The sequence below is a fragment of the Paenibacillus sp. FSL M7-0802 genome, assembly GCF_038004945.1.
GTDB lineage: Bacteria > Bacillota > Bacilli > Paenibacillales > Paenibacillaceae > Paenibacillus > Paenibacillus polymyxa_B.
Window position 1 is genome coordinate 74,556 of record NZ_JBBOSD010000001.1, and the last position, 25,967, is coordinate 100,522.

47 protein-coding genes are annotated in these 25,967 nt (G+C 33.9%); all 47 read right to left on the minus strand.

The window, feature by feature from the left end; translation table 11 throughout:
• Positions 1-429 carry a DUF6884 domain-containing protein gene (locus MHB54_RS00370; protein WP_340981143.1) on the minus strand — a complete coding sequence of 143 codons (429 nt, stop codon included), beginning with the start codon at positions 427-429 and terminating at the stop codon, positions 1-3.
• Between the two features lie 45 nt (positions 430-474).
• Positions 475-717, minus strand: a complete 243-nt coding sequence (locus tag MHB54_RS00375) for a hypothetical protein (RefSeq protein WP_340981144.1) — start codon at positions 715-717, stop codon at positions 475-477.
• 268 nt (positions 718-985) lie between these two features.
• Positions 986-1,207: a hypothetical protein gene (locus MHB54_RS00380; RefSeq protein ID WP_340981146.1), complete on the minus strand. Its 222-nt coding sequence runs from the start codon at positions 1,205-1,207 to the stop codon at positions 986-988.
• Between the two features lie 30 nt (positions 1,208-1,237).
• Entirely contained in the window at positions 1,238-2,746 is a 1,509-nt protein-coding gene (locus MHB54_RS00385) for a DHH family phosphoesterase (RefSeq protein WP_340981147.1), read from the minus strand.
• 377 nt (positions 2,747-3,123) lie between these two features.
• Positions 3,124-3,342 (minus strand): hypothetical protein, encoded by a 219-nt coding sequence (locus MHB54_RS00390; protein WP_340981148.1) that lies wholly within the window; start codon positions 3,340-3,342, stop codon positions 3,124-3,126.
• 50 nt (positions 3,343-3,392) lie between these two features.
• Positions 3,393-3,554 carry a hypothetical protein gene (locus MHB54_RS00395; protein WP_340981149.1) on the minus strand — a complete coding sequence of 54 codons (162 nt, stop codon included), beginning with the start codon at positions 3,552-3,554 and terminating at the stop codon, positions 3,393-3,395.
• Positions 3,555-3,570: 16 nt separating this feature from the next.
• A complete protein-coding gene (locus tag MHB54_RS00400; RefSeq protein WP_340981150.1) occupies positions 3,571-3,717 on the minus strand; it encodes a hypothetical protein in 147 nt (48 codons plus the stop codon).
• 23 nt (positions 3,718-3,740) lie between these two features.
• Positions 3,741-3,971, minus strand: a complete 231-nt coding sequence (locus tag MHB54_RS00405) for a hypothetical protein (RefSeq protein WP_340981152.1) — start codon at positions 3,969-3,971, stop codon at positions 3,741-3,743.
• A 31-nt stretch (positions 3,972-4,002) separates the two neighbouring features.
• The gene (locus MHB54_RS00410) at positions 4,003-4,527 is read right to left on the minus strand and encodes a hypothetical protein (RefSeq protein ID WP_190297296.1); all 525 of its coding nucleotides are present in this window, start codon (positions 4,525-4,527) and stop codon (positions 4,003-4,005) included.
• 231 nt (positions 4,528-4,758) lie between these two features.
• On the minus strand, positions 4,759-5,316 hold the full coding sequence (locus MHB54_RS00415) for a hypothetical protein (protein ID WP_340981155.1): 558 nt from the start codon (positions 5,314-5,316) through the stop codon (positions 4,759-4,761).
• A 37-nt stretch (positions 5,317-5,353) separates the two neighbouring features.
• On the minus strand, positions 5,354-5,776 hold the full coding sequence (locus tag MHB54_RS00420) for a hypothetical protein (protein ID WP_340981156.1): 423 nt from the start codon (positions 5,774-5,776) through the stop codon (positions 5,354-5,356).
• A 41-nt stretch (positions 5,777-5,817) separates the two neighbouring features.
• Entirely contained in the window at positions 5,818-6,012 is a 195-nt protein-coding gene (locus MHB54_RS00425) for a hypothetical protein (RefSeq protein WP_340981158.1), read from the minus strand.
• Between the two features lie 50 nt (positions 6,013-6,062).
• Positions 6,063-6,521, minus strand: a complete 459-nt coding sequence (locus tag MHB54_RS00430) for a hypothetical protein (protein ID WP_068940480.1) — start codon at positions 6,519-6,521, stop codon at positions 6,063-6,065.
• A gap of 515 nt (positions 6,522-7,036) precedes the next feature.
• Positions 7,037-8,110: a toprim domain-containing protein gene (locus MHB54_RS00435; RefSeq protein ID WP_340981160.1), complete on the minus strand. Its 1,074-nt coding sequence runs from the start codon at positions 8,108-8,110 to the stop codon at positions 7,037-7,039.
• 19 nt (positions 8,111-8,129) lie between these two features.
• Positions 8,130-9,629 carry a replication protein gene (locus MHB54_RS00440; protein WP_340982131.1) on the minus strand — a complete coding sequence of 500 codons (1,500 nt, stop codon included), beginning with the start codon at positions 9,627-9,629 and terminating at the stop codon, positions 8,130-8,132.
• Positions 9,630-9,639: 10 nt separating this feature from the next.
• Positions 9,640-10,218 carry a hypothetical protein gene (locus tag MHB54_RS00445; RefSeq protein ID WP_340981161.1) on the minus strand — a complete coding sequence of 193 codons (579 nt, stop codon included), beginning with the start codon at positions 10,216-10,218 and terminating at the stop codon, positions 9,640-9,642.
• Between the two features lie 5 nt (positions 10,219-10,223).
• Positions 10,224-11,051 carry an ATP-dependent DNA ligase gene (locus tag MHB54_RS00450; RefSeq protein ID WP_340981162.1) on the minus strand — a complete coding sequence of 276 codons (828 nt, stop codon included), beginning with the start codon at positions 11,049-11,051 and terminating at the stop codon, positions 10,224-10,226.
• An 82-nt stretch (positions 11,052-11,133) separates the two neighbouring features.
• Positions 11,134-11,766, minus strand: a complete 633-nt coding sequence (locus MHB54_RS00455; protein WP_310168732.1) for a hypothetical protein — start codon at positions 11,764-11,766, stop codon at positions 11,134-11,136.
• Complete coding sequence (locus MHB54_RS00460; RefSeq protein ID WP_340981163.1) at positions 11,750-11,983, minus strand: DUF1653 domain-containing protein; 234 nt, start codon at positions 11,981-11,983, stop codon at positions 11,750-11,752. The genes MHB54_RS00455 and MHB54_RS00460 overlap by 17 nt, the downstream gene beginning before the upstream one ends.
• A gap of 39 nt (positions 11,984-12,022) precedes the next feature.
• On the minus strand, positions 12,023-12,880 hold the full coding sequence (locus MHB54_RS00465; RefSeq protein WP_340981164.1) for a hypothetical protein: 858 nt from the start codon (positions 12,878-12,880) through the stop codon (positions 12,023-12,025).
• Between the two features lie 73 nt (positions 12,881-12,953).
• Positions 12,954-13,223 (minus strand): helix-turn-helix domain-containing protein, encoded by a 270-nt coding sequence (locus MHB54_RS00470; RefSeq protein WP_068940456.1) that lies wholly within the window; start codon positions 13,221-13,223, stop codon positions 12,954-12,956.
• Positions 13,224-13,472: 249 nt separating this feature from the next.
• Positions 13,473-13,754 carry a hypothetical protein gene (locus tag MHB54_RS00475; RefSeq protein WP_340981166.1) on the minus strand — a complete coding sequence of 94 codons (282 nt, stop codon included), beginning with the start codon at positions 13,752-13,754 and terminating at the stop codon, positions 13,473-13,475.
• Positions 13,755-13,787: 33 nt separating this feature from the next.
• A complete protein-coding gene (locus MHB54_RS00480) occupies positions 13,788-14,219 on the minus strand; it encodes a hypothetical protein (protein WP_340981167.1) in 432 nt (143 codons plus the stop codon).
• Between the two features lie 31 nt (positions 14,220-14,250).
• The gene (locus MHB54_RS00485) at positions 14,251-14,538 is read right to left on the minus strand and encodes a hypothetical protein (protein ID WP_340981168.1); all 288 of its coding nucleotides are present in this window, start codon (positions 14,536-14,538) and stop codon (positions 14,251-14,253) included.
• 331 nt (positions 14,539-14,869) lie between these two features.
• Entirely contained in the window at positions 14,870-15,214 is a 345-nt protein-coding gene (locus MHB54_RS00490; RefSeq protein WP_340981169.1) for a hypothetical protein, read from the minus strand.
• 34 nt (positions 15,215-15,248) lie between these two features.
• A complete protein-coding gene (locus MHB54_RS00495) occupies positions 15,249-15,941 on the minus strand; it encodes a metallophosphoesterase family protein (protein WP_340981171.1) in 693 nt (230 codons plus the stop codon).
• Positions 15,942-16,037: 96 nt separating this feature from the next.
• Entirely contained in the window at positions 16,038-16,265 is a 228-nt protein-coding gene (locus MHB54_RS00500; RefSeq protein ID WP_340981172.1) for a hypothetical protein, read from the minus strand.
• Positions 16,266-16,369: 104 nt separating this feature from the next.
• Positions 16,370-16,519, minus strand: coding sequence for a hypothetical protein (locus tag MHB54_RS00505; RefSeq protein ID WP_340981173.1), 150 nt, complete (start codon positions 16,517-16,519; stop codon positions 16,370-16,372).
• A gap of 322 nt (positions 16,520-16,841) precedes the next feature.
• Positions 16,842-17,054, minus strand: coding sequence for a hypothetical protein (locus MHB54_RS00510; RefSeq protein WP_340981175.1), 213 nt, complete (start codon positions 17,052-17,054; stop codon positions 16,842-16,844).
• 24 nt (positions 17,055-17,078) lie between these two features.
• A complete protein-coding gene (locus MHB54_RS00515) occupies positions 17,079-17,291 on the minus strand; it encodes a hypothetical protein (protein WP_340981177.1) in 213 nt (70 codons plus the stop codon).
• A 411-nt stretch (positions 17,292-17,702) separates the two neighbouring features.
• Positions 17,703-18,086 carry a hypothetical protein gene (locus MHB54_RS00520; RefSeq protein WP_340981179.1) on the minus strand — a complete coding sequence of 128 codons (384 nt, stop codon included), beginning with the start codon at positions 18,084-18,086 and terminating at the stop codon, positions 17,703-17,705.
• A 54-nt stretch (positions 18,087-18,140) separates the two neighbouring features.
• Positions 18,141-18,425, minus strand: a complete 285-nt coding sequence (locus tag MHB54_RS00525) for a hypothetical protein (protein WP_340981180.1) — start codon at positions 18,423-18,425, stop codon at positions 18,141-18,143.
• A 197-nt stretch (positions 18,426-18,622) separates the two neighbouring features.
• Positions 18,623-19,183, minus strand: a complete 561-nt coding sequence (locus tag MHB54_RS00530; protein ID WP_340981181.1) for an HD domain-containing protein — start codon at positions 19,181-19,183, stop codon at positions 18,623-18,625.
• Between the two features lie 28 nt (positions 19,184-19,211).
• On the minus strand, positions 19,212-19,406 hold the full coding sequence (locus MHB54_RS00535) for a hypothetical protein (protein ID WP_340981183.1): 195 nt from the start codon (positions 19,404-19,406) through the stop codon (positions 19,212-19,214).
• A gap of 11 nt (positions 19,407-19,417) precedes the next feature.
• Positions 19,418-20,083, minus strand: coding sequence for an SLOG family protein (locus MHB54_RS00540; protein ID WP_340981184.1), 666 nt, complete (start codon positions 20,081-20,083; stop codon positions 19,418-19,420).
• 898 nt (positions 20,084-20,981) lie between these two features.
• Entirely contained in the window at positions 20,982-21,185 is a 204-nt protein-coding gene (locus tag MHB54_RS00545) for a hypothetical protein (protein ID WP_340981186.1), read from the minus strand.
• 83 nt (positions 21,186-21,268) lie between these two features.
• Positions 21,269-21,409: a hypothetical protein gene (locus MHB54_RS00550; protein ID WP_340981187.1), complete on the minus strand. Its 141-nt coding sequence runs from the start codon at positions 21,407-21,409 to the stop codon at positions 21,269-21,271.
• A gap of 237 nt (positions 21,410-21,646) precedes the next feature.
• A complete protein-coding gene (locus MHB54_RS00555; protein WP_068940416.1) occupies positions 21,647-21,883 on the minus strand; it encodes a hypothetical protein in 237 nt (78 codons plus the stop codon).
• 87 nt (positions 21,884-21,970) lie between these two features.
• On the minus strand, positions 21,971-22,399 hold the full coding sequence (locus MHB54_RS00560) for a hypothetical protein (protein WP_340981188.1): 429 nt from the start codon (positions 22,397-22,399) through the stop codon (positions 21,971-21,973).
• Between the two features lie 32 nt (positions 22,400-22,431).
• On the minus strand, positions 22,432-22,797 hold the full coding sequence (locus tag MHB54_RS00565; protein ID WP_340981189.1) for a hypothetical protein: 366 nt from the start codon (positions 22,795-22,797) through the stop codon (positions 22,432-22,434).
• A 15-nt stretch (positions 22,798-22,812) separates the two neighbouring features.
• Positions 22,813-23,058: a hypothetical protein gene (locus tag MHB54_RS00570; RefSeq protein ID WP_340981190.1), complete on the minus strand. Its 246-nt coding sequence runs from the start codon at positions 23,056-23,058 to the stop codon at positions 22,813-22,815.
• A gap of 30 nt (positions 23,059-23,088) precedes the next feature.
• Positions 23,089-23,676: a hypothetical protein gene (locus MHB54_RS00575; protein ID WP_340981191.1), complete on the minus strand. Its 588-nt coding sequence runs from the start codon at positions 23,674-23,676 to the stop codon at positions 23,089-23,091.
• 46 nt (positions 23,677-23,722) lie between these two features.
• Positions 23,723-23,941, minus strand: a complete 219-nt coding sequence (locus MHB54_RS00580; RefSeq protein ID WP_340981192.1) for a hypothetical protein — start codon at positions 23,939-23,941, stop codon at positions 23,723-23,725.
• A gap of 34 nt (positions 23,942-23,975) precedes the next feature.
• Complete coding sequence (locus tag MHB54_RS00585; RefSeq protein ID WP_340981194.1) at positions 23,976-24,254, minus strand: hypothetical protein; 279 nt, start codon at positions 24,252-24,254, stop codon at positions 23,976-23,978.
• Positions 24,255-24,281: 27 nt separating this feature from the next.
• Positions 24,282-24,638 carry a hypothetical protein gene (locus tag MHB54_RS00590; protein ID WP_340981195.1) on the minus strand — a complete coding sequence of 119 codons (357 nt, stop codon included), beginning with the start codon at positions 24,636-24,638 and terminating at the stop codon, positions 24,282-24,284.
• A gap of 134 nt (positions 24,639-24,772) precedes the next feature.
• Positions 24,773-25,285 (minus strand): siphovirus Gp157 family protein, encoded by a 513-nt coding sequence (locus MHB54_RS00595; protein ID WP_340981196.1) that lies wholly within the window; start codon positions 25,283-25,285, stop codon positions 24,773-24,775.
• A 177-nt stretch (positions 25,286-25,462) separates the two neighbouring features.
• Positions 25,463-25,828 carry a hypothetical protein gene (locus MHB54_RS00600; protein WP_340981197.1) on the minus strand — a complete coding sequence of 122 codons (366 nt, stop codon included), beginning with the start codon at positions 25,826-25,828 and terminating at the stop codon, positions 25,463-25,465.
• Positions 25,829-25,967: the final 139 nt, after the last annotated feature.

The window sequence follows — 25,967 nt, forward strand, 5'->3', positions numbered from 1 at the left end:
TCACTCTCCAATGTTGTTTTTAAACCAAGATAGCTGCTGACCAATACCCAACCCCTTTAAAGGAATATTGACCTTAATTCCATGTTGTTCAAGCAATGGAACCAAGTATTTTCTATATTTATCTCCTGCATAAATTGAGATTTCCACTTTGTCATTCTCCCCAATACTCTCAATAATCTGTTTATATACATTGTTTGACCATGAAATAATTTGCTCTTTTGAGAGATCGTTTAGGGTGTAATTATATGGATCGATGCTTGTTTCTGGACCAAGAAGTTCATGTAGTGCGCTAAGAATATAATATTGATCATGGTGTTTCTCTGAGTATTTTTTTGCTTTCTTAAATAAGTCTCCAATGTACAAATCCTTGGCTGCTGCATTCTCAGGCAATTTGTTTTTTCCACAACTAATAAGTGCTATTGATTTCATTTTTACACCTCGTCTTTTATTTGATGAAACTTGTATTTTACTTGCCTAATCGTCGTAGTCTGTATCGTCTTCAACTTGAAATGTTGCGTTACAGTTTGGACATTTACAATGATGTGGAGATTCATCATAAAATCTATATTGATTGCAAGCTCCACAGATAACACAATGAAAATATCCTTGCATCCATCCACTAATTTTTTCAGGAGCTGCACAATTTACTGAATATACAAGGTATTCTTTTGCGCCATCGTATGGGGGTTTATAATTAAACGGTGTTAATTGTGTCACTATTTAATCTCCTCTATTTATTAATTAAAACGTTCTACATCCTTTATGATATTGTTTGCCTTTATATTTAAATTTAGCTATAAACGTTTTAATAAGAATCAAAGTATCATTTACTCGTTCTAGAACAATTACTCCGTATCTAGTCATCCATCTAATCTTACCTTGAACATTTGGGAGTGAAGCCACCTCTTTAATAAGGCGACCCACTCCAATGTTGCTCTGCTCACATCTAACTCGCGCATGTTCGCTGATCTTGATTCTCATAAAATCACCGTTTTACAGACTTACGATTCTTGCGTTGCGCTGCAAATTTCGTGAGTGTAGCCCCTTCTTTTTGTCCATTCACGGCAGGCTTAACAAATTGAAACTTCAATCCTTCTTTAGTCGCGATTCGTTTTGCCTCTTTTACTGCTGCAAAACAGTCAGTTGGTAGATTGTTGATTACCACGTGTTTGTTTAGCGTGTTTACTGCGATTCCGTAAAATTTCATATGTATATTTCTCCGTTCTTATATGTATTTTTATTTTGTTTGATTTACTTCTTTATAATCTTCAATGAATAGTTGGCAAGTTTTAATGACTTTCTTCTTTGGCCTATATTGAGTCCAAATATTCACATTCAATGAACCTAATGCTTCGATCTCGGTGAACACGGGTACTTTCTCATAATACTCTTCGCCTGTTTTGAACTTCATTAATTGTAGCTTTCCACAATCAATCTTAACTGTATTATTCGCTTTGCCCATTAGTTTCTTGTCTGAAATAAATAGGTCTTTAATTAGAAATGTTCCCGGCTTAAAGTTGTTTCCTGAGTAGCGATAGAACTCTGTTAGATGGTTGATCAATCTTTCATCTACATCGTTCGCATTAAACTCCAAATCATAATAAATTGTGTTGTCTGGTACGAAATCTCTTAATTTAGAATTTAGTTCCTGACGCAGTAGTTCAAGATGGGTTACTAACACTCCTACACCACCAGCACCGTCATGTCCTGCTGCATATGTAGTATTCTCACATCTACTCAGCAACTCTAACATTGAAAAGTCATCCAGTCCTCTAAAGCTACCCGAATATGTATCTTTGTCATCTCCAAATCCAAGTACGATTGCTGGTCTACTATATTTTTTTGAAATTTCTTGTGCCACTAATCCGTTTATCCCTCTGCCTAGAGTGGGATCAAAAACAATTATTACTTTATCGCTTTCACACAACCCAGTTTTCATGGCTTCTAGCGCTTCAGATTGAACTATTTTCCTGTTTTCGTTCAACTTAATTAATTCTTTTACATATTTTTTTGTGTCTGAAGAAATAGTATCGCTCATTAAAAAGTCTATAGCTAATTTCATATTATCAGCTCTTGTTGCAGCAGTAACGGCAGGACTTGCACCATAAAGAAAATCTGTTGAAGTTAGAGTCTTCAAGTCAGAATTCATAGACTCGAACAGAAGCTTTAATCCTTCATGACGCAACCCTTTAAGTGACAACTTAGCATAATACCTATTTTCCATTTCCATCATGGACATCATATCTGCCATTAAAGCAAATCCCGGTAAATCACTTAGTTCTAAGGTAAATGATGTGTCCATATAGTCATCTAACACTTGACACACCTTGAACACTAGCAGTCCACCTGAAGCATTTTTATTTGGATACTTGCATTCTGGTTGCTGCGGATTAACCAAGATGCAATACGGATTGTATACATCGACTGTATGGTGGTCGATAACTAGACAATCAATACCCTTATCTACCAGCATCTTCAGTGGTTCTACATCATTACTACTACTGTCTACTGCTATGTATAAATCTGTATCATCTTCAACTTTATCAACTATATACTCCGAACCGTGACCAACTGACCTCTCAACATGTTTAATGAAAACATTGTTAGTGAAATTAATTAGCCATTTATATAGAATAACTGCCGAAGTAATGCCATCATAATCCACGTCAGCATAAATAATTATCTTTTCATTGTTTTTGATTGCTTTAATGATCCTCGATACCAGTGCATCGATGTTCTTTAACAAGTACGGACTGTGAACAACATTAGGTAGTGGATTTAGAAATTGATCTATATCTTCAATTCCGTTAATCTTAGCGAGTTTACTGTATGTATTGTCATAAGGCTCAAACGGAATTTTGGATTGCTTTTGCTTCCAGACTATGATTTAATCACTCCTTGATACTTCTTTATTGAATACTTATTTTGAATTTTTCAGGTAGTGTAATTTTAAGGTTATTATCAATTGCTTTCATAAAGTTGTGGGTGAGATGCCTGTTCTCCCTTCCTGTCTGTTTGTTTATGACTTTGATACTTGCCATATCTAATCACTCCTCAGTTCAGGTTAGTTTAAAGACATATAATTCAATATTTCTACTTTTTATATAACTTCTTTTATATGGTTTAGACTTCCGTTTCCCAGCTCTTTACCGCACATATTAAATTACGATTTATGTTATACTCTGCTTTGTTGTGGTCGAAAACAAGCCAATCAGGCGATGATTTATCGTCGCTACCCATTACTGCAAAGTCTGCAATTTTATCCATCAGTTCTTGATCTACTTTCAGAATGTCAATTATGTTTCCGCCAGATAAATAAATTTCTATGTGAAAATATTTCATATCTCTCTCCTCGCCCTCTAGGGACATAACTTTATTAGGCTGTCGCTTCGCTACAATCCCCAATCTGAATAATTTACAGCCTCATTATGGATATTTTTAATCTGATCATCATTTGTTAATTCACCATCATTTACACTTTTACCAAAAGTTCTTTTTATGAAGTTAACCATGTTTTGTCGTTGCTCCTCGGTTAATACTTCGCCTGTATTCATTCTTCTATTTCCCCTCCTAGATCATCCCTTGAATATCAAGTAGCTCATTAATTACATTCATAATTTCATGCGCTACTTCCTCTTTTCCTTGCTTTCGAAATAGTTCCACTTTTGAATACAATACGTCTGTGTAAATGCCTAATTTTAATTCCAGTTCATCCATTGTTCTCTATCCCCTCTCCTTTTTCAAAAATCATTGAAATTATCATGCAAGGATACCCCGTGTTTATGTTTTCTTAAAATAACAACATTTTCAAAATTCAATGCATCCAAAACTTCCTGTGTCCCTACATAAACTCTACCTGAAAATCTTCCTTTTCTATCTTTATGTATTCGATAAATACCTGAAGTTATCTTGATAAACACAATATCCGCTTTTTCTTTTAGTGTAGTTATTTGTTTTAAATCTTGTGTCATTGATATCATCCCACCTTATAAAATAGTAGTTTTAAGCAGACTGTTTTTTGATTTCTTCAAGATACTTTTCTTGATGCTCAATTTCTGTAATCGGAATTACAAAACTATCTCCTGTTGATTGTTTAGTTCTTTCTTCTAGGTCAAAATCTGCTTTATAATAGAGTTCATGGTCACTAGTCTTAAAGGTTTTTAATGTTTCTCCATGATAACGCATTACACAGTAACAGAAATTGATATGTCCCAAACTCTCAAACTTCTCTAGTCCAGCTTCTTTGACAATCTCTTTGTAGGCAGCTTCAATTTCTTTTGCCTTTTTTGAGTTTGCTTTTAAAGTACCGTCTTTTTTGAAAATCTTCTTATTTTCATCCTTTTTAAGTTCTGAGTATTCTATTTGAAGATAGTTTGGGGCTTGAACCATTAAAGTGATTTTCTCATCGAGTAATTCACTTACTTTAGCATAAATTGGTTTCCACTTTGGAAGTAAGGTTAAGTGTTGTTTCACTGCTTCATGATATTTTGTTCCTTGTTTGATTTTAAAAAATTTCATTTCATTCATTTTACTGTCTCCTCATTTTTTATATTGGTTACATTCAATAAAATCTTGTTTTTACTTTTCAATATTTGTATCTAAACCGAGTTTTAAATTTATAACTACTCATACTAGCCCCAGCCAAGCGTTCAATTTCATTTTTGTACTTCTTTCTTCTAGTCAAGAAATATAATATCTTGTTTCTCTGAATTTTTTTATTTATCTGTTTACTACTCAACCAAAATTCGTTTAGATCTTTCATTGGTCAATCACTTTCCATTCTCCTGTAGAAATCATTTCTTTTACTTTTTCAATGAGGTAATAATATGTCCATACCTTTGTAAGACCTACTACAGAAACAGCATATCGTTTATTCTCTCTGACTGCTAAAAGCTGATCGCCGTTCTGATTTTCAAAATAAAATGAATCTTTTAGTTCAATATCGTTGCTACGATTATTAGTATTCGTTAGTTCGTTGAGTTCATCCAACAGATCAAACATTACCTTGTCATGTTGAGCAATCAAATCATTAATTTTTCCTTCGTACTCATTTCTTCTCATCTCGATCTGCTGATTTATCTCACTAATCTTCTTTTCTTTTTTTACTCGTTCTACGTGACTTTTGGTGTCAATCCTAGAAACAATCCATCTCCTAGCTGCCCAATAGTCTTGGTCAGTAATATTTTGTACTCTTCCAGTCTCGTATCCATATGCAGTATCGCAAACCACGAGGTCGCCAATGTTGAGATTGATGTCTGTTTTAAATGCATACTCTTTTGAATTACCATTATGTTTGACCATAGCAATTTTAGTCATTATATTTTATTCTCCTCTATGTAAAAGTATATTTTTATCAGTTCAAATTTTTAATATCAAATTCAATATGTATGATTCCGCTAAGAACTCCACTAGTAAATGAACATGGATTCATAAATGAAAACTTACTTCTTTCATCTGGAACAAATACATAAGAGGGCATTGAAGCTCTCTTTACACCTATACTTTTCAAATGTTTATCCAGTATACCGACTATATCTCCTGTTCGTAGCTTACGTCTGAGATTACAATCAGAAGCAGTATATTCCAAGCAGGGTTTTATATTATATAGTGTATTGTTCGGTTTAGAATAATCTAACTCCACACATTTATAAAAATCTTCTAATAAAACATCATTCCCAAGATTTCCTGATACGCCATTTAAATCAGAATTATATTCATTTTTAAAATATTCTTTTGCTGTTTCTACGAATTCGCGTCCTTCTAATTTAAGTCTCATGCTGTCCCCTTTCTTTTGTGCCTATAAGTAAAACTCTTCTTTTATAGCCAACCCCAATTTTTTATATAGTTCCCAGAAGATGAACCGTCTTTAAATAAAACTACTTTCTTGTCTATCTCATAGCAGGCCCATCTATCATAAGTGAGCTTATTAGCAAATCTAATTCTAACCTCTCCATCATAATCAACTGTATATATAACTTTTGCTCCAAAGAATTTAAACATTTTTCTCCACAAAGGATCACTTCCTCCGTTCTATGTAAAATTCAAATTTTATAAACCCTCACTTAAAAGCCATCAACATATCTTTTAAAATATTTATCCATTCCTTTTCTTTTCAATGAACTCACCGTTTGAACATTAGAACCGCAATGTGTTTCCCAGTTAAAATATAAATCAATCTTTTGAGCAGTCTTAACGTCACCTTTATCAGCAGAAAATGTACTACTGCAACTGTAAAATTTCTCAAGGATCTCAATAACCTCTGACTCGTCCATTGAATAAGACATTTCAATTTCAGAACATTCGAATTGAATATAGGCACAAATTGCATTTATAGTATCGAGATCATAGGGGGCCTTAAAGTAAAGCTTCCTATTAGGATCGTTGTTGTATGTATGCGTCAAGTAGTAAACATGATTGCCATCTGACTTTTTTAGCTCGTCCAGCGACATTAGATATTGAACAAACTCTTTTCTACTCTTCGTTGCCTGATTGTTATTAATGCACATTGCCTTTTTGCTCATTTAGCATCTCTCCATTCTTATAAATTCCAACTTTTATATGGTCACATTAGCAAGTTGAGAGGTTGTTAGCTATGAATGGTTTTACGATCAACCTCTACTATGTATCGAATTGTTATTTTATTCTATAGAATACTTTTCTGGAGCACATCATGAACGAACTCGATTCAAACCCTGCATCATTTACTATGAACAACTCAGCTTCACCTATACTGCTAATGCTAGATTCCCACCTTCCTAAGACATATAACTCCCCCTCTGTTAAATCTAATCCACCACATAAATTCTTTGTTACCAAAACATGAGTTGCTAAACCTAAGTCCTCTGTCGGCTCTAAGTCAGCAAGTTGATGACTTGACATGTGACCATCCCTCTCTGTTTCATATTTTCATTATATTTATTTGTTTAATATAAGTCAACAGTTTTATTTCATTATTTTCATTTATATATAGTAAAGTATTTTGAAGTATAAAAAAGGAGGTTCTTACGCCTCCAATTAGATAAAAACTATATTTTACTCAGACTGGTATTTTGAATTTACACTTCGTATAAAGCGTATTGAACACCTCTTCTCCTTTATCGCAAGGGCTGTCCTTGTCTTCAAATAAATCTCCATTATCGTATAGTGCATATAAGTTTCTGGTTTTCCCGAACTTTGCAGCTTGCTTTTTTATTGCCTCAATAGGTTTATCTTTATCTAACGCTATAATTATCTCTACATCATGACTTAATTCTTTTATCATCTTAACCTGCCACTCACTTAGATCATCGCCACTTATAGCAACACAGTTTCGATAACCGTATTGACTAATTAACCAGCAAGTTTTTTCACCTTCAAATATCAATATCTCTTTTCTTTCTAATATGTAATACAAGGCTCGATGCCAATTGTAAAGCTCTATCATCTTGTTGAAGTTGATAAGATACAAGAACTTATATATATTTTTCTCTTCATAATCACTAAATATGGTTCTTCCTTTTATAGATACAATTCCCCCAAAGCGATTGTGTATGGGGAAAATTATACGTTGGCTTCTTAAGTCAAAGCCTATTTGAAATTCTCTCTGTATTTCGCATGACACCCCCTCATCTAAATAAGTTTGATGAGGGTACATGACAAATTGATTCAATATTTCATCATCATAGGTGTCATTTTCAAGGTTACTTAACTCTCTTTTTTTCTTACGTTTCCGTTTAACATCCTTGAGCCAATCAAGCTGAATTAAACTAGGTGGAGGTATATAGTTGTTGTCTAAAAATTCTTTGTAGTCTAATTGTTCACATATCCATCTCTTAGCTTTAGGCAGTCCTTTTTGTCTTTCATCTTCCGATATTTGATCAAAAACTATATAAGATACTAACCCATATATATCAATGTCTGACTCTCCGAGCGTCCTGATTCTGCTAGAAAGACTTTCGTTTAAATACACTTGAACCGACCTTTTATTTGGTGATTCAAATTTAATGGGGAGTTGTGCTTCATATCGATTGTTCTTTTTATCGACATGTTCACAACCCATTGCTTCTAAAAGTTCTCCGACTCTTGATTCCTCGATTATTCTTTCCTTAATTAGTTTTAGATCATTACTCATGCTGCTCCTCCAAAGGAGTTTAACGTCCGTTATTAGGTACGACTACTAGTGCAACCTCTTTCCAAATATTAAAATCATAATTAACTTCAAACACGATTTGTTCGTCCTCAGATCCTTCACGATTTTTAGGCAAGAAGAGAATGAGATATTTTTTCTCTGGATCTAGTTTATACGGTTTTTTGTGCCATCCACCAAAGCCACTATCCTTTTCCCAGTTATAAGGATGTAATTCATTTTTACCAGTAGGATATTCGTCTGCAAAAATCAATCTTCCTGCCATTACAACGGCAGCTACTTCTACAATTTCTGGTGATTTTCCAATACAATCTAAGTCTATGTATCTGAACTCTTTACCAATCTTAAGCTGGACTGTCGCTATTGTGGCGCAATTATTTGACTCTTCTTTGATGCAATCGTACAGTTCTTGAGCTGAATTGGAGAAAGCAAGCCAGCGTTCTACATTCTGCGATAAGTCAGGTTTAAACGTATCAAAATAAATATGCTTATAACCTAATGGCCTGTAAAGTTCAATCCTATTAATGACATCTTCAATTCGGTACTTTTTGAGCTGGACGAACTTTATAAAGTCTGGACGGTGTGTCTGAAGCCATTCAGCAGCTTCCTTGAGTATTAGTTTTATTTCCTGACTGAAACCGCCCCTGTTAACTGTGTCTCGTGCAATAGGTTTCTTTAAGATTCGTGCTGCTACGGTGACTAGGAGCCTAGTCCTCCATCGTTTCACACCTTCCTCATTGGCAAAGACTATTCCTTTCTCTCCACTTTCTAGAAGCCCCAATACACCCTTCTCAGTTAATATGCTCGATTTCCCCACACCTGAAGGAAGAACGAGATACATTAAGTTCCCAAGCTTTTGCCCATTAATCTTTTTATTTAACCGAGGAGATTCAAATAACGGTATTCCTGCATCTTCTCCGGCCTCCAATTGTTCGATGGTCTCATCGAGATTATCTATAAGATTATATTCAATTACTTCACCGCTATTTACATGAGAAAACGATTCTTTATGTTTAAACTGAAAGAAACTTTGCATCTGTTTAAGTGACATATTAGCCAATTTCGAAACCAAATTAGGATTGCTAGTATCCAATAATCCTTGCTTTTGAAGGTTTCGAAGCGACTCATATTTTTGCACTTCACTAAAATGGTATTCATCATTCCCTTTGTCTCCATCACACTCAGACACGACCTCATCAATTGTTGAGAAGCCACCATAATCGTTATAATAATCAAAGTATGATTTCTTACCATTTTCAGAAGGCTTAGACGTAATAAATGAGTATGTGGTTACATCATCAAATAGTCGAATGCCACTTTCGTACATCTCTTTTCCTATATAAAAGTAGTACCACCATATTCCTTCTGTGAAGGTTTCTTTGCTAATTTTATGGGTTTTATACTTACCGTATAGAGTGGGTGTATTCCATAAATATCCGATAAATATAGACTCATGAACCTTTGATGGATCTACGAATGCTTTAATATATTCTATTGTTACCACTCCTTGCAATTTACAAAAAATCGGAAATGTCTAAATCATCCCGTTTATTATATGTATTTTTGTTTGGTAGAGATTGGTCTTTCTTTGACTCTTGCCTTTCAACTCGCTTTTCTGCTTCCAATTGCTTCTTTTTATTCTGTCTTATTTTCCAAGCATCATTTAAATGACCCACCATAGTAGAGATCGTATAATTCACCTGGTTAACATCATTCCAATCTCCAATCTTTGAAGACATTGCATATAAGTTATTCTTCTCAGACAGCCTATATGCTTCAAGCATCAAAGCATAATCAGGCCCTGTTCTCCACTTTCGAATTTTTTTGCCTTTTTTATACTCAAAGCCAGCCCGTAGATGCTTTAATCTTGTTATATTTGCTACTGATAGTGTAACTAAATCGTGAAACTTTATTATGTATTGATATAGCTCATCCCATTGCTCATTTTCAATTCTAGTCGCCTCTTGCTCTTTCTTAAACCTCTCATAACAGTATTCTTTGTGGTAATATCTCCTGTTTTCTAAAATCATATCTTCTCTAAGTCCATACTGACTACAAATCGGACACTTAACTGGTCTTGCCAGTTCAATCACCCCCTTCAGAATTTAAAACATTCAAATTCAGGTAGCCTCAACAAATTGTTTTTAGTGAATCCTCTATGTTTAACCACACACTTAATAACTTCTTTAATGTAGACTGTATTTTCTGTTTCCTTTACTTTAAGCTGCTGGAACACCTTATAACCTGCTTTTCTCTCGTTTGACCCTACTGCTAAACTTAAAATACCTACTATTCGTTCGCCATCAGATAATAGCCAACCAAATTCATCTTTTTTGTAACCAGCAATGTAGTACTCTCCAACATCATAGGCAATTACCTTAAGCCACTTGTCTGATCTTTTGTCAATCTCATATTTCGAATTTATTTCTTTCTGAACAGTTCCTTCAAGCTTTTGTTGTTTAGTTAGATTAAAGTACTCAACTCCGTGGCCCAAGATGAATTTTGTCTTTGTATAGTAGTCATTATCTTTAAATGCTGACTCCAGTATCTTTTTACGTTCAATTAGCGGTAAGTGGGCAACACTTTTCCCATTATAATTGATGATGTCGAAGGCACAAAAAGTTACTTTGTGTTTATTCTTTTTTGATTTGAATCTTTCCATAACTGATTCAAAACTTGGTTTTCCTTCTGAATCAGTAACAATTAGTTCTCCATCTAGAGTTGTTCCACTTTCAATTGGAATGTTATCAACAAGTTCAGGAAACTTACCAGTTACTTCATTATTATGCCGTGTATAAAGTCTTACTCCATCTTGAGTATCTACAAGTAATCTTATTCCATCAAGCTTCAACTCTGTTAAATGCAAATTACTGTTAAATGGTTCATTGTTATCTGCCTTATGCAGTAGCATTGGAGATACAAACATATTCATCACCCATTTAACAGTATATCAAATGAGTATATACTATTTCTGCGGTAAGTTATGTATATCGCTTAAAATGAAGATTTTACTTAATAATCCAAAGCAATTCATTATTAAGTTCGTTGTCACTAGGATCAATATAAAATTCCGATTCATAGCCTACTTCAGGCAACATCCAAATCAGTTCATTTTCTGAGTTAAATGATATGTGCGCTTTGTACCCAACATGGTTAACAACATAAGCCAACTGATTTATTTTTAATGTCTTAACCACCTCATGGGTTTCATGGATTTTCTCACTTCCATTAAGAGGACACCATTGACCTTCCTTATAATACTTGTAACTATACACATTGTATTTTCTACTCAAACGATTAAACTCTTCTCTTTCTCTCTTTTCGCGTTCTAGGTTCCACTCATTTTGTCTCTTCAATGACTCTTCTTTCTTCAGTTTGTTATATTCATCAATGTCAAATCCAGCATGTTTAGCAAGACTATTACGCACATATCTATTATCTTCTTTTTTTATGTATTCAAGTGCTCTAAACTCTGGAAAGACTCTAATATTACCTTCTCCCTCGTCTTCATCAATCTCTCTGTTCATAATGATCACCTCATTATCAGTTGTTGCAATGGTGATTGCCTCAGCAAATTGCGCTGCATGAACAAAAGAAATTGTTTTACCAGTTAAATCTTCATAATTAGTCAATATCCTCATTGGCTTCCTCCTCTTCATCAATTAAAACAAATCTCTTCACACCATCATCTGTATATCCAAAAAACATTTCTACTGGTCTAGCCCAAATGTTATTATTTTTATCTTTGTAAATCACCAAACCATCCATTGTTTCTGTATGTGTAGCCATACTGACAATTGTGTAGTAATTTCCTTTATAATGTTTGTATCTAGCTCCCTTAGTTACTTCGTACACCATTTATTTTCCTCCGCTATGTATTTTGGTAAAATTGAACTTTTACTCAAAAACCTCTTCGTCTGTACTATGTATGTATTGATCCAGCTCTTCTTCGTCGAATACTTTATCTATCACTTCTGATACCCATTCTAATGATACTGTGAAATCACTATCTTGTTTTTTCTTATCTTTTATTGCTTCGATTACCGTTTTGAATAATGACAAGTCTACACCAGTGAGTTGTTCCTCTAGTACTGTCGGGTCGTTTAGATTGAGATCGCCACATTGTAGAATCATCTTCAGATATTGGCCTGCGTTGATTGACCACCCTCTTTCAATGTACTTGCGCGCGCGCACAATAGAAGCTACTGGATATTTAGATCCTACATATTTTAAGTCTTTTGTTACAAGGGACTCTAAAGCTTTCTGAGGTAAAACTAATTCATTCTTGTGTGGAATATAATAACAAGTACAATGAACAAAATCGTAGTTTTCGTGAACTTCTTCGGGATCTCCATAAAATCTAGTAATTAACTGCACATTATCAGATAGTGTAATGGCGTTTGTTGAAAGAAAAACTGGATTAAAACCTTCTTTGTATTTAGCTTTTGCTACTCCTTGACTTGGTACAAATACACTAACTCTGTCCTCAATTTTTTTAACTGTAGCTCCATATGTATCATTTGTACTTCGATTAAATTTGTTCACATAATATTCTGCTACTTGTATACATGACTCTTGATCCATAAAGTAATAATCATAATCATTAGGGTCTTCTTCGAGTAATAGTGAAACAATAGCGCCTCCTGTAATAAATGATTTCTCATTAACCAACTTAGCAATTTCTTCATTTTTAATTGACGCAATAAAGCTTCGATGAGCTTCTTGTAGTTTTCTTTTTATGCTTCTAATGTTCATTCAATCTCTCCTCTATATATTTAGTATTAATATTGATCCTTATCTCATTTTCGTTATTTTTGTATATTTAATATTATTTAATTACTACTTCCATTTCCAAAGCCACAACTAACTTCATCAAAAAATCAAAGCTTGGTACATATTTGTTTTCTTCCATCTGAGTAATTTTATTAGCTTCTACTCTTGCAAGATCAGCCAGCTCTTCAATGTCTATATTATTGTCTTTACGTTTTTTTACGATTGCATTTGTTAATTTTGCTTTCATTGCAATTTCTTTTTTCTCATTTTCCGACTTGTAGTTTAACTTGCTCTTCAAATTTGTCCACGTTTTAAACTGTTCCATATGTATTTCCTCCTTATCGTACAACCCTTTTAATATAATCATGATAACTACCCAATTCTTTTAACCTTTCTCTTGCTGCATCTTCAGTTGAATAAACACTGTCGATCATGCTGATTTGATATGATTTGGTTTCATAATCGAAAGAATCTTTTTTTACAACAATAAATACATTCAGAATATCACCTCCCTATTTTAATCAAATCAACCTTTTGTGTACTTCTTATATCTTATTAAGAGCAGGTGGAGGGACTAGCGTCTATCAACAATCTTAATCAAATGCCCTTTACTCTCTAACTCACTTTTCATATGAGCTACAAATTGTTCGGCTATACCACCAGATATTCCATAAGAACCACTTAGCCAAATTGTATTATCATCTCTTAGTGCTACGTCTACTCCAGCAGACCATCCCCAAGGTTGCTTGCTGTTCCCTAACGAAAAGGATAATTCTTGAGGTAATATACTAATAATATCATCAATTTCTTCTTCATCTACAATCTTATTTGGAATCAAATCAATACTCCAGCCCATTTATACTCCTCTTTTCTCAGCACAAGTAAACTTTTATCTCAACTTTCTGTGAAGTTCAACATCCAATGTACCAATTACCTCATCTTCTATTTCATATTTCTTTAGTAGCAAGTCCTTTGGTGTCCAATTGGAATATACATATCTTAACTGATCTTCGGCTAACAAATACATTTTCCACCCATACCTCTCCATTTTTGATATTGCTCCATAATTTATTTGTAGGATTACGGGAAAAACTTCTATACCAGTTTCCTCTTTAATTTTTACAGTCAGTTTATACGAGTTCTTAGTAATCATATCCTTATTTTTCTTTAACATGTTTTGATTAACTAACAACTGCATGATAGATTCCCAACGTTCATTGTCGAACTCTTTTCCAATCAAATCCCAAAGTTCATTATCCTTCTCATTATACCAACGCCATGTTTCTGACTTGAGTTTCTTGAACAAATGATAGTGCTGCATGTCTCACCTCGATTTTAGTAAAAGAAAGATTTCAACTGTTCTCATAACGAATCAACTTTTCAATTACATCAGTAAGCATTATTTTAAATTCCAAGGAACTGTTTTTTGCCAGCGAGAATTGTTCGTCTAGTTTCTTGTTATAAATTAGTTCGTTTATTTCCTTGATCAATAATGTATCCTTTCTCTTGTCGTCAAATAATGGATTTGCTTTCAAAAGGCCGGGGACTCTGCTTATCTGTTCTAGTGAAAGTGCATCAAATAAATCCAGCAATTCAATGCTTCCATCTCTCTTTACCTTCACGGACAAGGTTGTGGTCAAGACTACGCCCCATTTCTATAAAAGGAAAATTTGATTAAGTTTGATTCTATTTTTCTTTTGGTTTAATGTTTGCAAGGTAAACAATCAATACTAGATAAAACAAAGAACATATCCATGCCAACACTGGACCTTCTTTCCAAGGAGACACGTTATAGATAAAATTAAAAGGCAAAGCAAATACGACTATCAGTAGAACAACAAAAACAAATTTTATAAACAATGTTTCTCTTCCCAATCTAATGGTGCCACGTAGAAAGAATAGAGCAACTAGAAATATAAGAACCTGAATCCAAGGCATTTTTTATATCACTCTTCCCGTAAAATGTAAGTTTTACACGAATCGGCTTACATCGAAATCGATATTGTAAATATCTTGTTCAAGAGGTTTAGGCTTAGTTATTTCCCAGGCTTCAAGCAAGGCTTCATTCAGTACATCTATCCCAACAGCTTCAACGTAAGTCTTAAATTTCACCTTTTCTCGATCCTCCATGCTCAAGCATCGATACTCGTAGTTGTCTGTCATCTTACTGCTTCCAATATAGATCATCTTACGTTTTCCTTTAGGAATAACCCCGACTCCCACAATTTCGAATTTCTTTGCCTTCTCATCGTACTCAACTCTAATCTCTGTTTTAGTACCGTTTTCCAAAACTTTATTTACATGAATAGCGTACAATTCGATTCTCCATTCTTATAAAATATTTGTTTGATTAAATCTTAACTATATCCGTATACAACAATCTCTGTTTATTTGGTAATTCAAAATCATGATGAAAGTGCCCAAAGTACCACTGCTTATATTCTGCCTTCTGCTCAATACCATAAAAGTATGGATGCATTTCATCTCGATCCATTCGTATATTACAACGCTGCTCAATATACTCTAATGCTGTTGTTGAACAGGTGTGTGTGAGTATGTAATCAACTTTCCAATCATGCTTTTTTAAATTCTTTAATCCTTCTTCATATTCCTCTTGAGATGGCATCTCACGACTCCACCATGATTTACCTTCCTTGCGGTATTCTTTATCATGTGACGCAGCTCCACCAAACGTAAAGAACTTCTTTCCCTCAATGTTAAACACTTGTCCGCGCATTAAATGAATTACGCTATCGTTGACCTTATGTACTTTCCCACCATTCCATTGGCTCACTGGATACTCCTCAAGCAAATCAAAGTTCTCATGATTGCCATCAATAAAGAGTGTTGTGAATGATTTCGTCTTGTCTAACCACTTCAGCCAATACTGATCCTCTTTATCGCCATTCCACAGTAATCCAAAGTCTCCAACAATAATAACATAGTCTTTCTTGGTCATTTCTTTTTGCTGTGGGAAATTTCTAGTATTAAGACGCTTATTTACACTTATTGTTCCATGAATGTCTCCTGTAATATAGATCACTTATTGCACTCATCCTCTCTTGTAAAAGTCATATTTTATAAATACTCATAACTTCAAAGCACCTGAGTATTTATGTTGCATCCTTGCTTTATATAATTACACATTTTTTACCGACAAAACTTCTGTGATATCATCGCAATTAATATATGTGTTAAGACCATCTTCATCTTCTAATCCGATCTGCTGTAACTCAAAAGAATCAATATAAGAAACTTTACCAGCCACCACTTCACCGTCAATCAATACTTCCGCGTATGTTTTATTCATAATTAGTAGATATTCCTGATCCCCATTATAAAATACAACTGCAAAATTATGCTTCATGAAAACATCTCTCCAATTCAATAATATTTTAGACTTCCTTATGATTACAACAATAGAAGACTATTCTCACTGAACTCCTTGCTTCTGATAAATCTCACATTTCATTAAAAATATTTTTGAAACGCTTCTTGTGCTTTCTTTGCTCCACTAAATGATGCACCAACCCTCAATGCTTCTTCAACAAACTCTTTAGTATCATCTTCACATGACTCTCCTGTTGTATACAATCGCCAATGCACTAATTCATGTAACAACTTTAAGAACTTCATTCATTGATTGACTTTGGTTTGTTATAGAGCTGAATCGTATTATTAGTCCATTATGTAAAAAGCAAGCTGATTTTCGTTTCCATTCTCGATTGATAAGCTCAATCCTGCCACTGAAAGGTGCTCCCCAGCATCTCATAGTAAAATAATGAGCATATCTTTCTAATTCCTCTAGACTGATATCTCCATTAAGGGAACCCGCATTATATGGGATGGCTCCCTCTTTGAGCATTTGATTGTATATGCTGATTATTGTAATCTCTCCTTTATTTTTAAAATATCTTACGACTTAATAAAAGATTCGTTATACTCACTTTGCTAAAAATTCTTTTGAACGTTTTTCCAGCCATTGTATGAGACTGCCTATTGTTGCGTCATTGTTATTTTGCAAACAATGTTCCAAATATAATTTCAACCCTTCTCCTACTTGTACTAGCCATTCTTCACTGATTCCTTTTTCGGTCGCTGCTTCCTCCAAAAGCATCAGTTTGTTTAGATATGGTTTTGTATCTACTTTAGCCATCTTGTTTCACCCTTTCGTTTAATTTTACATTCTTTCAGCAACTGTTTTGATAAAAAGGTCAACTTTCATATTTTCAATATCGCTCAAATCACTTAAATCAACTAGATAGCTATCCTTAATACTTTCTTTCAAAAACTCCAAAGTTATTCCGTCGGCATAAACACCCACAATGTGGTTTATCTGTATTTTCTTTTGAAAGTAATGCTCTAAATATTGCAATATAACATTATAATTCATGTATAAATTTCACCTCATAAAATTATCTTTTTACTTATCTAGTTGTTTACTCTTTTCCCTCATATTCACGACCATTCGATCTGTCGAATTCACCTTTTTCAAGAAATTCAATGAATGCTTCGGGATCAGAGCCAAGATCGCAGCAATCAATTAACTGGTCGATTGTGCTATCGTAAGTATATTATTCTCACTCATCCAATTTCGAATTCTTAAATCCGTTTCGTTTGCTATTGAATTCGCTTTAGCGTTTACACGGATCGTTTCTTTTATTGACTCTGGAACTTCCAATTAACTTCCTCCCTACAAGATTGTGACATCAATATTATACAGCATTTTCCTATGTAAAGCTCTAAATATTCAGTATACTACATAAATAATATTATTATATTTGTTTATATAAGTCAAGCTGAATCAATCCAGCCTGACCAATTTACTCAAGTCAACATCCATGTAGGCTGCTATCCTTACTTCTACATCATTCCTGATTTTAGACCAAAGAAATCGCATAGTGTGAGTATATCCACGGCACAGATACTCAGTTACTAAGTCCTTGTCTGACCTAGCCCCATCAAACACCTTTATTCCTCGCTGCCTCATTTTTTGACGGACAACTTTCAAATCCGTCAATACTCTACTTTGCAAGCCTTCAAGATACAATACAAACAATTCCTTCATTTTTAAGTCAGACTGTTTAATCTTTTTTAAGTTAAGTTCCAGTACATCCAACACGTATGGAAGTTGTATAAAATCAATTACAAGCTGAGTGTCTTCATTAGATGTTATACGATTACTCATGGCTGCACACACTCCTAGAACGTTTGTTCTTATAGTGTACAACTAACTAATTAACTATTCAATAGTATCGTATTTAAACATACTACTATCTGTCTCAATAAGAACTCTTTGCCCGACATATTCGCCATCTATGTATAATTCGAATTCATTACCCTTATATTCAATTAAGAGTGCATTTGAAGGGATGTTTCCATAGTTCCTTGTGAACTCCTCTCCAGTGGGCAACTCAAAACGAACAACAATTAGACTGTTCATGTGATTTGTTTTAAGGTATATCCTAAATACATTATCTGTTTTGGGTGGAAACTGGTATTGAACATTAGTCTTCTGTTTTGCCATTTTATGTAATCCCCTATCTTGGTAAAACGATGCTTTTACTTGCTTTTAACTCTAAATAATCTTCCACTTCAATCATCAATTCCATTAACTCTTAATACTCTGCACCACTCACAGTACTTTTGCCACGATTCAATACAGTACATAATTCAAGATCCAGAGCACTTGCTACTTTATAAATCTGCTGAAACAATTCTAAATCACTCTTCAATTCTCATTAGCTCCTTTAATGCCTTTTCATATTTCTTTATTCGCTCATAATCCTTCTTTGTTGGTTGCTCAATCCTACTCAAATCCATGTTGTCTTCAATATCAGCAATCTTAACTTTTCGTGCCAGTTCATTTTGCTTACATCGACGAATAAAATCCATATATGATTCGTTCTCTTGTCTTGTTAAAGCAATAACTGCATCAATAATTTGACTCGTGAAATCTTCTGACAGTTTTTCTTCAGTCATGGTTGTGTCTTCTAAGATGTCATGTAGTACAGCCACAATTTGTTCTTCATTTGATTGCATTTTCATCATTATACGCAATGGATGTAAGATATATGGATTACCACCTTTATCAACTTGACCATTATGCATAGTTGCAGCAATTGAGATTGCATTGTTTAAGTTGTTTACTATCTGAAAACAGTCCTCTCTGTACAAAACTGTATCAATTAACAACCATCCTTTTTTATAATATTGAGCGTTATATTCTTGTCCAAGTACTAATTCATCATAATTATTGTGCCATTTTGAGTAAACAACCTTCATATACAGTTACCTCCTTATCCTATTTAAGTCATCGTAAAAGCCCAATTTTATTCAAACTCATTCTCATAGTAATCGGGGCGACCGTTTTACTTGCCCAAGCATACCTGTCGTGAGGCTTTGAATTAAATTCGTACAGTTTACCATCCGTACCAATTCCAAACTTTTGACTCTCGGTCTCAGTCAAAAATCTTCCTTCGAGGTAATCCCAAATTTTATATTTCATTTTCTCCCCTCCTATCCATTAATCCCATATAAAACATCCAACTTGAAATCATGCTGGGGCTTTAACGTATATAGTGTTCTCCCCACTTTTCTTGCATATCTACAACAGTTACCAGTGCCACCCTTCGCTCCATCCCAAGCAGCAACAACAATCCTTGATTTATCTACCATGTATTCATTTCTCTTTTGCATTTTCGCTACATGATACTCACCAATCGGCACTCCCTCTACTCCATACAGAGGTAGCTCGTCTACACAAACAACTTCATCTGCTGTATCAAGCATCTTCTTATACCACAATTGAGTTTCCTTATCTGACCATTTTATTGGCTGATTTTTAAATGGTACAGCAACAATATTAACGATGTTGGGGCAGTGTTTCTTTTTAAGTCCTTGAACTGTCCAAAAGGCTATTTGGTCAAACCCAATTGCTCCACCGGATATAAAGCGCTCAACTCCCTCGTTCTTAATTAAATCAATTAGTACTGGTTCAATTTTATTCTTTATGTATATTGATTGTTTATCCGTAAGGCTGTAGCAATTTCCTAATTTATTTGGACGGTGTCCAGTGAATGATAGTGTTTTACTTTCTAGCTTCTCCTGTACTCTGCGTTCTTCACGTCTTCTGTTTATTTCTTCTCTTCCTTCAGGGGAATTAAGCCATGCGAAGTCAACCATTAGCATCACCTCTTTCTTAAAAATCTAATATCCCTGTTGCGCTGCAATTAAAATAAATGACCCCATCATTACATAAAAATATGTTTTATGAGAGAATTTTGACTTGTTAGTGAAACTTATGAGGCGACAAGGTAGGTATAGTATTGTCATCGCCGCCAACATACGTAAAGCAGTATTAAGATAAGTAATTAGAATTTTTGTCACCTTTATATTAAAATGTTCATTTCATCAGGAATGCTCAATTCGTAAATTATGCCGATAGAACTTCACCATATGAGGTTTCATCGGAATTATATTGCTTTTCTTACATTGCAAATAATAATCATTATTTAATGATTCGTCGTTTAAAAATATGACTCCTACAATAGTCACACCATCCATTGTTATGTCATCAATTACTTTTACTAGCCCAATTTTTTGCAGATATTTCTTATGTGATTCGGGACATTCTTTAATATTATCAATCACTACTCTATTATTTAATTCCATAATCAATTGTCCTTTTCTCTTGATCAAATATGTATTTCATTTAAACCTTTAGTTTCCTACCACAAATCGGACAGTGATTTATTTTCACTCCATATAAAGAATGCGAAGCACTTCCTCCGATAATGCTGTCTTCCAAATAATTGACACTGTTGATGGTTACACTATAATCACTTAATTGGGCCTTCATTAAAGGCTCTCTATCTACGAATGGCTTGCCGCTACAGTATTTACAATCTTCTTTTAATTCTTTGTCTTCAATAAATTTTAAAACATCTTCTATTGCCTGAATTCTGCCTTCAGCCCTATAAGAATCCTCAGGCATGATTTGATGATAGTTAAGTACATCAACGACCTTCTTAGCGTTTTTAGAGTAATTGATTGCCCATTCAATTATTTTTTCGATCTGAAATCACTCCAACTCTGATGCTTTTTTATTTTTTCTCGTCTTAATTTGAGTATCATTGAAAGGGATATACTCACTCGAAGGCATCCAGAGCCACCTTTTGGAATATTCATCAAACAAAAGAAATTGTGTAAGTCCATTTTCAAGCTGTTGTACGCTATAAACTTCTTTTACCAAAGTCAAATTGTAGGTAGGTGTCACTTTAAACATTTTCTGTAGCCTCCTCTACATCATCCAGTTCACAACTTGAATCAATGTAAGTGTCAAAGCTTCGTAAAAATACTACTTCCGCATCAGTCAATTCTTCGTCCTCTTCCAACCTGCCATGGTAGTTCGTTTGCCAGATCAAAAAGGGAATTCATCATTGTATTAAAACATTGGTAATTATAGTCTTCTTCCTCTTTCATAGGTAACTCTTTCTGTTCTTTGTTCATTATTTAATTCTCCTATGTATATGTATTTTTTATATTAATTATCTGCTGAGAATCCTTTACATTCATTAATCTCGTAGCTGTCTTCAAAAGTTTGCTGAATGCTGTCATCTGGGCTGCTACATGTCTCAAAACATTCATATTCTTCTTGTTGCATTGTGTCTCCACACTCATGCCAAAAGTAATTACACTTTAAACAGATACTGTCTGTATTTACCTTCATTTTTCACCTCTCTATGATTAGATAAGTTCGATCTCTACTTTTCTAATTTCTTTTGGTTCAATGCATTCTCCGAAATAAGTCCATCCACAATCCTGATTAACTAAGTCATAAAATTGTGTTTCTGCATAATCCTCAGACAAAAATTCGGCGTTATAAAAGTCCCGAGAATAAACTTTGATGTCTGTATCTGACTCTTGTTCAAATTTCGCAAATCTACCGTTTGCTAATTCAATGACACATTTTTTAATCTTCATTAAAATCCTTCCCTTCATTCCAGTGTTAATATTTACCTATTAAATCGCTCTTTTAGTCTCATTGTAAAACACGCATTTTACCGATACTTATTGTTCGTCTTTTATTTCAACATTAACAATTGCATACTTACCAATGTATGAAGACAAGATCTTTTCTATATCGTGTCCACCTACTGTTAGGTGCTCTGTGCTGAAATAAGAAATTGTTAGTTCTGAATAACCCACCCAATCCACTTGAATATCCAGCTCACCAATCGAACTCAAAATTTGATGATCAATGGCCTCTTCATATGTAATTTCTTTGCTGCTTAAATAGATTTGAATGAAAGCTAATGGGTGATTGTAAATTTTCCATATTCCATCGTTACCCTCACCACAGTAACGATTTTCACCATACTTAGGAAATTCTTCGTGTGTTAATTCGTTAACTATATATTCACCGAGAACCTCACAACCAAGCAGAATTCCTTCTACATCCTTTGAAATGAGTCCACTAACTCTAATTGTTTTGTTCATCTGATTCCTCCACAGTTGCTTGTAGCCACCACTTAAATAACCACATCTGTCATACCACATTTCCTATAAATAACTCTAAGTTTCTCTCTGACTTCTATGTATGCCGCGTTTACTTCTTGAATTTCTCCTTCTACGTTAACCACTTCGTTAATCGCATCTTGCATAAGCAATGCCTCTCTCCATGCCCTGCGTTTTTTAAAGTACTCGTAATTGTAGGTATATGAATGACCATAACGATCAGTTGGACTAATTATCTTTTTAAGTTCGACGTACAAATTTTCCAGCTTAATAGCGCATATTTTCAATTCATTGTCTAAACGTTCATGTACTAATTGCAACTCAACAAATTCCTGAGTTTTATTGTTTTTAATAATTTCAATTGGCACACTTATAGTCATAAAATTTTCTCTCCTTTATCTACCGAAACAATCATTAGTACTTTCACGGATTCTTTTGATTAAATTCAAACCAATTTCTTCGTCCCATTGATTTAAATAAATACACTTCCAACCCAAGAAGTATTTCTTTTTCTGAAATATTTTAAGTTTTTGAACAAGTTTGTAGTAAGTCATCCCATGCTCTCTACTCGTATTAACTCTGACTTCATCAATTTTTATCATGTATCGTTTACCATCTTCGTTCCAATACTTCTTATACATCTATTTCCTCCTACCTATGAAACGTGCCTTTTACAGTGAATCCTTAAGGTTTTTAACCCATAAGTTTCTTTCGCTGATTCGTTTTACTTCTTCATAATGCGCTTTTTGATGATAAGCAATGTCTTGTAAAGCTCCATTAATACCTGCCTCGATATAGTCTTCACCACTAAAGCGAGTAGGAGGATTCATGTATTCTTCATTACAATCCCATTCAATGCTTTTAGTAAGCTGCTCAATACTGAACTCTTTCAGTTTGATATGTTCTTCGGTAGGAGGAATCCATTCTTTTACTTTTTGAAGCAATGATTCATAACGAGATCTTAAGCATCTTTTTTTATTTAGAGTTTCATGATAGTCACTCAAGGATGACTGATAGGCTTCATCAGCTCTTTTATTTGCTTCGTCAATAGTCATTGCTTCAATTTCATTTAGTCTTTTCTCGGCTCTACTTATGGAATCCAAATTGTAGGTACTCGGTTTAAATTCAGTAATTTCTTTATCTAAGGGTTTATCTCTCATTGAAATGGTAGCCCCGAAAGCTCTTGCACATTTCAATATGTATTCACTAACTCCAACCTCTTCACCTTCATAGATTGCACTTGTATATCCTGTCGGCATAATACTCCTCTTTTCTCAATGTTATTTTGATGAAACAGACCTTTTACTAAATATTTTTTTGTTTCAAATTGTATATTTGGTTTTGTAGCTGCTCAATTCTTCTCTCTCTACTACCCAATGCAATGGCAAAGTTAATTTTATCGGTGAACATGCCACCCATAAGCGCACCCTCAACAAAGTTTGATGCATCCTCAGTACTAATGGGTAAATGACTTGCTATGTACTCAGCCAATTCTTGATCATCTCTACACATTTCTTTAAACATGTCTTATCGCTCCTTTCTTAATAAAAGAACTCTTTTAAGATGTCTTCAAAATCTCAAACTTATGATAAGTACAGCACACAGCACAAAAAACAAGATTTGTTGGATGTCCCCATTGCTCATTAATTTTCTTTGAATATGTATACGTACCTTCATGATTGGGACAACTCCAACTATATTCTTTTAAATACTCAATGACTTCATTATTTCTAGGTTTCATTTTTACTGTTTGTAGATTATTAAAAATCTCTTGTTTTTCTTTTTCTTCTTTTTGTCGTCTCTCTCTTAATTGTCTTTCTAGCTTCTTTTTCTTCATAATTGCTATCCCCATTCATGATTTTAGCTAATTCCTATGATTGATTGTCCAAACAACTTCCTTGTGGTTATTACTTTGAGATTGAAATTTCCATCCATTGTTTGTCATCTCTAGAGCATGATTAAGATATTCTTCATAACTCTCATATTCATAACTTTTAATTTCGTACAAAAGTTTTGGCAAAATACCTTCCTCCTCTATACTTTCATATTTTAATTGTGCAACTTCACAATGATTAGCTTCTTTGTTGACCATCGACTCTGGAATTAAGTATCCCCTGCAAATCGGACATTTGTCATAATCAACTACCCATTTCTCTCCACAGCCTTCATAGTGAGATAGATGGAATAAATGTCTCTTGGGTACTCCAATACATTGATACATTTTACTCACCTCCTTTCTGAATTGTTATATATCTTTCCATAAATCAATTATAGCATCCATCTTATTTTATATCAATATATTTCATTATTTTTGTTTGTTAAAATAAAAAAACCTCCATAATTGGAGGATTTGCACTAACTAATACGCAAATGCTTTTTATCTGTTACTAATTCAACACCATCAATAACTACACCCTGTTTTACAGCAGCCAGCAACCCCTTGGTGTCAATCTTATCGGGTTGTGGGACTCTATATGTATTTGGAATAGCTTTTTCACTCACAATATTAATGGATGGAGGATTCTTTTGTAGTCTAACTTTAAATAGACCCGCGTCTATCTTGTCAATTTTATTTACTTCTAGCACAGCTTGAGTGTAGCTCTTTAATCCTTCTACTTTGTTCTGAAGGTATTTGCGTTTTTTAGCCAAACGATCCTCTTCTTCTTTTAAGGCTTTGATATCTCCCTCGATGTTTTTCATGAACTTAGCGATATTCTCTGCCTTATTACTAATCTCATCTTCAATAGATTCTAGTGTCTCAATGTACAGTTGCAAATCATCTTCCGTTAAATCGTCATTGTCCCACGCAGAATCTACAAAATTGTTAAATACTCTATACTGCTCCCCAAGCTCATATAACTTACTCATACTTTATCATCCTTTTGTATGTATTATGGTAAAATCTATGTTTTACTTAGACCGTTCAATTTGAAGGATGTCTTTTACGATGCCATCTACTTCTTCCTTGTTGATGGTACATGTTTGATTACTCATTCAATCTCTCCTCTGTGCAATACTTAGTATTCAATTTTTAAATTAATTCAATTACTTTATTGACGTGAAAACAATTTCAGCTTTTTTAAGTCTTGTCGATATTTCAGAACGTGCGAAAAAATCGTTTCGAGCGTTTGGTATTACTTCTACGATCACACGATATATATTTTCCAGAGCTTCTTTCAACAGAGAAGCATAATGTGAAAAATCGTCAGAGACATAGTTGTATAATAGATAAAACTCTTTTCTATATTTGGATATTTTCTGAATATAATCTTCATTAATCTTTTTCAATTCGTTCAGAGAGATTTTACCTTCAGAATAATTTTTAAGATCCAACAAGAAACCTTCGTTGATAAACTTTAAACTTTCAAGACGTGTTCTAAACCAAGCATTACTTTCTTCTTTATTAAACATTTTCAGTCCTCCCTAAGTAAAATTTACATTTTATTTGGTCTCAATGCTATCCAGAATAGAATTAAACCAATCATTGCAAGTAAATATCCTACGGGAAAGAATAAAATCGTTACGATCTTTTCTCCTCTACTAAGACCAT

Bases quoted from the DNA above. Each gene is read 5' to 3' on its own strand.
- MHB54_RS00370 (WP_340981143.1), bottom strand. From the start codon at position 429: ATGAAATCAATAGCACTTATTAGTTGTGGAAAAAACAAATTGCCTGAG.
- MHB54_RS00380 (WP_340981146.1), bottom strand. From the start codon at position 1,207: ATGAAATTTTACGGAATCGCAGTAAACACGCTAAACAAACACGTGGTA.
- MHB54_RS00390 (WP_340981148.1), bottom strand. From the start codon at position 3,342: ATGAAATATTTTCACATAGAAATTTATTTATCTGGCGGAAACATAATT.
- MHB54_RS00395 (WP_340981149.1), bottom strand. From the start codon at position 3,554: ATGAATACAGGCGAAGTATTAACCGAGGAGCAACGACAAAACATGGTT.
- MHB54_RS00400 (WP_340981150.1), bottom strand. From the start codon at position 3,717: ATGGATGAACTGGAATTAAAATTAGGCATTTACACAGACGTATTGTAT.
- MHB54_RS00405 (WP_340981152.1), bottom strand. From the start codon at position 3,971: ATGACACAAGATTTAAAACAAATAACTACACTAAAAGAAAAAGCGGAT.
- MHB54_RS00410 (WP_190297296.1), bottom strand. From the start codon at position 4,527: ATGAATGAAATGAAATTTTTTAAAATCAAACAAGGAACAAAATATCAT.
- MHB54_RS00415 (WP_340981155.1), bottom strand. From the start codon at position 5,316: ATGACTAAAATTGCTATGGTCAAACATAATGGTAATTCAAAAGAGTAT.
- MHB54_RS00420 (WP_340981156.1), bottom strand. From the start codon at position 5,776: ATGAGACTTAAATTAGAAGGACGCGAATTCGTAGAAACAGCAAAAGAA.
- MHB54_RS00430 (WP_068940480.1), bottom strand. From the start codon at position 6,521: ATGAGCAAAAAGGCAATGTGCATTAATAACAATCAGGCAACGAAGAGT.
- MHB54_RS00435 (WP_340981160.1), bottom strand. From the start codon at position 8,110: ATGAGTAATGATCTAAAACTAATTAAGGAAAGAATAATCGAGGAATCA.
- MHB54_RS00450 (WP_340981162.1), bottom strand. From the start codon at position 11,051: ATGTTTGTATCTCCAATGCTACTGCATAAGGCAGATAACAATGAACCA.
- MHB54_RS00455 (WP_310168732.1), bottom strand. From the start codon at position 11,766: ATGAGGATATTGACTAATTATGAAGATTTAACTGGTAAAACAATTTCT.
- MHB54_RS00460 (WP_340981163.1), bottom strand. From the start codon at position 11,983: ATGGTGTACGAAGTAACTAAGGGAGCTAGATACAAACATTATAAAGGA.
- MHB54_RS00465 (WP_340981164.1), bottom strand. From the start codon at position 12,880: ATGAACATTAGAAGCATAAAAAGAAAACTACAAGAAGCTCATCGAAGC.
- MHB54_RS00470 (WP_068940456.1), bottom strand. From the start codon at position 13,223: ATGGAACAGTTTAAAACGTGGACAAATTTGAAGAGCAAGTTAAACTAC.
- MHB54_RS00475 (WP_340981166.1), bottom strand. From the start codon at position 13,754: ATGGGCTGGAGTATTGATTTGATTCCAAATAAGATTGTAGATGAAGAA.
- MHB54_RS00480 (WP_340981167.1), bottom strand. From the start codon at position 14,219: ATGCAGCACTATCATTTGTTCAAGAAACTCAAGTCAGAAACATGGCGT.
- MHB54_RS00500 (WP_340981172.1), bottom strand. From the start codon at position 16,265: ATGAAGCATAATTTTGCAGTTGTATTTTATAATGGGGATCAGGAATAT.
- MHB54_RS00510 (WP_340981175.1), bottom strand. From the start codon at position 17,054: ATGGCTAAAGTAGATACAAAACCATATCTAAACAAACTGATGCTTTTG.
- MHB54_RS00515 (WP_340981177.1), bottom strand. From the start codon at position 17,291: ATGAATTATAATGTTATATTGCAATATTTAGAGCATTACTTTCAAAAG.
- MHB54_RS00520 (WP_340981179.1), bottom strand. From the start codon at position 18,086: ATGAGTAATCGTATAACATCTAATGAAGACACTCAGCTTGTAATTGAT.
- MHB54_RS00525 (WP_340981180.1), bottom strand. From the start codon at position 18,425: ATGGCAAAACAGAAGACTAATGTTCAATACCAGTTTCCACCCAAAACA.
- MHB54_RS00530 (WP_340981181.1), bottom strand. From the start codon at position 19,183: ATGAAGGTTGTTTACTCAAAATGGCACAATAATTATGATGAATTAGTA.
- MHB54_RS00535 (WP_340981183.1), bottom strand. From the start codon at position 19,406: ATGAAATATAAAATTTGGGATTACCTCGAAGGAAGATTTTTGACTGAG.
- MHB54_RS00540 (WP_340981184.1), bottom strand. From the start codon at position 20,083: ATGGTTGACTTCGCATGGCTTAATTCCCCTGAAGGAAGAGAAGAAATA.
- MHB54_RS00545 (WP_340981186.1), bottom strand. From the start codon at position 21,185: ATGTTTAAAGTGACACCTACCTACAATTTGACTTTGGTAAAAGAAGTT.
- MHB54_RS00550 (WP_340981187.1), bottom strand. From the start codon at position 21,409: ATGAACAAAGAACAGAAAGAGTTACCTATGAAAGAGGAAGAAGACTAT.
- MHB54_RS00555 (WP_068940416.1), bottom strand. From the start codon at position 21,883: ATGAAGATTAAAAAATGTGTCATTGAATTAGCAAACGGTAGATTTGCG.
- MHB54_RS00560 (WP_340981188.1), bottom strand. From the start codon at position 22,399: ATGAACAAAACAATTAGAGTTAGTGGACTCATTTCAAAGGATGTAGAA.
- MHB54_RS00565 (WP_340981189.1), bottom strand. From the start codon at position 22,797: ATGACTATAAGTGTGCCAATTGAAATTATTAAAAACAATAAAACTCAG.
- MHB54_RS00570 (WP_340981190.1), bottom strand. From the start codon at position 23,058: ATGTATAAGAAGTATTGGAACGAAGATGGTAAACGATACATGATAAAA.
- MHB54_RS00575 (WP_340981191.1), bottom strand. From the start codon at position 23,676: ATGCCGACAGGATATACAAGTGCAATCTATGAAGGTGAAGAGGTTGGA.
- MHB54_RS00580 (WP_340981192.1), bottom strand. From the start codon at position 23,941: ATGTTTAAAGAAATGTGTAGAGATGATCAAGAATTGGCTGAGTACATA.
- MHB54_RS00585 (WP_340981194.1), bottom strand. From the start codon at position 24,254: ATGAAGAAAAAGAAGCTAGAAAGACAATTAAGAGAGAGACGACAAAAA.
- MHB54_RS00590 (WP_340981195.1), bottom strand. From the start codon at position 24,638: ATGTATCAATGTATTGGAGTACCCAAGAGACATTTATTCCATCTATCT.
- MHB54_RS00595 (WP_340981196.1), bottom strand. From the start codon at position 25,285: ATGAGTAAGTTATATGAGCTTGGGGAGCAGTATAGAGTATTTAACAAT.
- MHB54_RS00600 (WP_340981197.1), bottom strand. From the start codon at position 25,828: ATGTTTAATAAAGAAGAAAGTAATGCTTGGTTTAGAACACGTCTTGAA.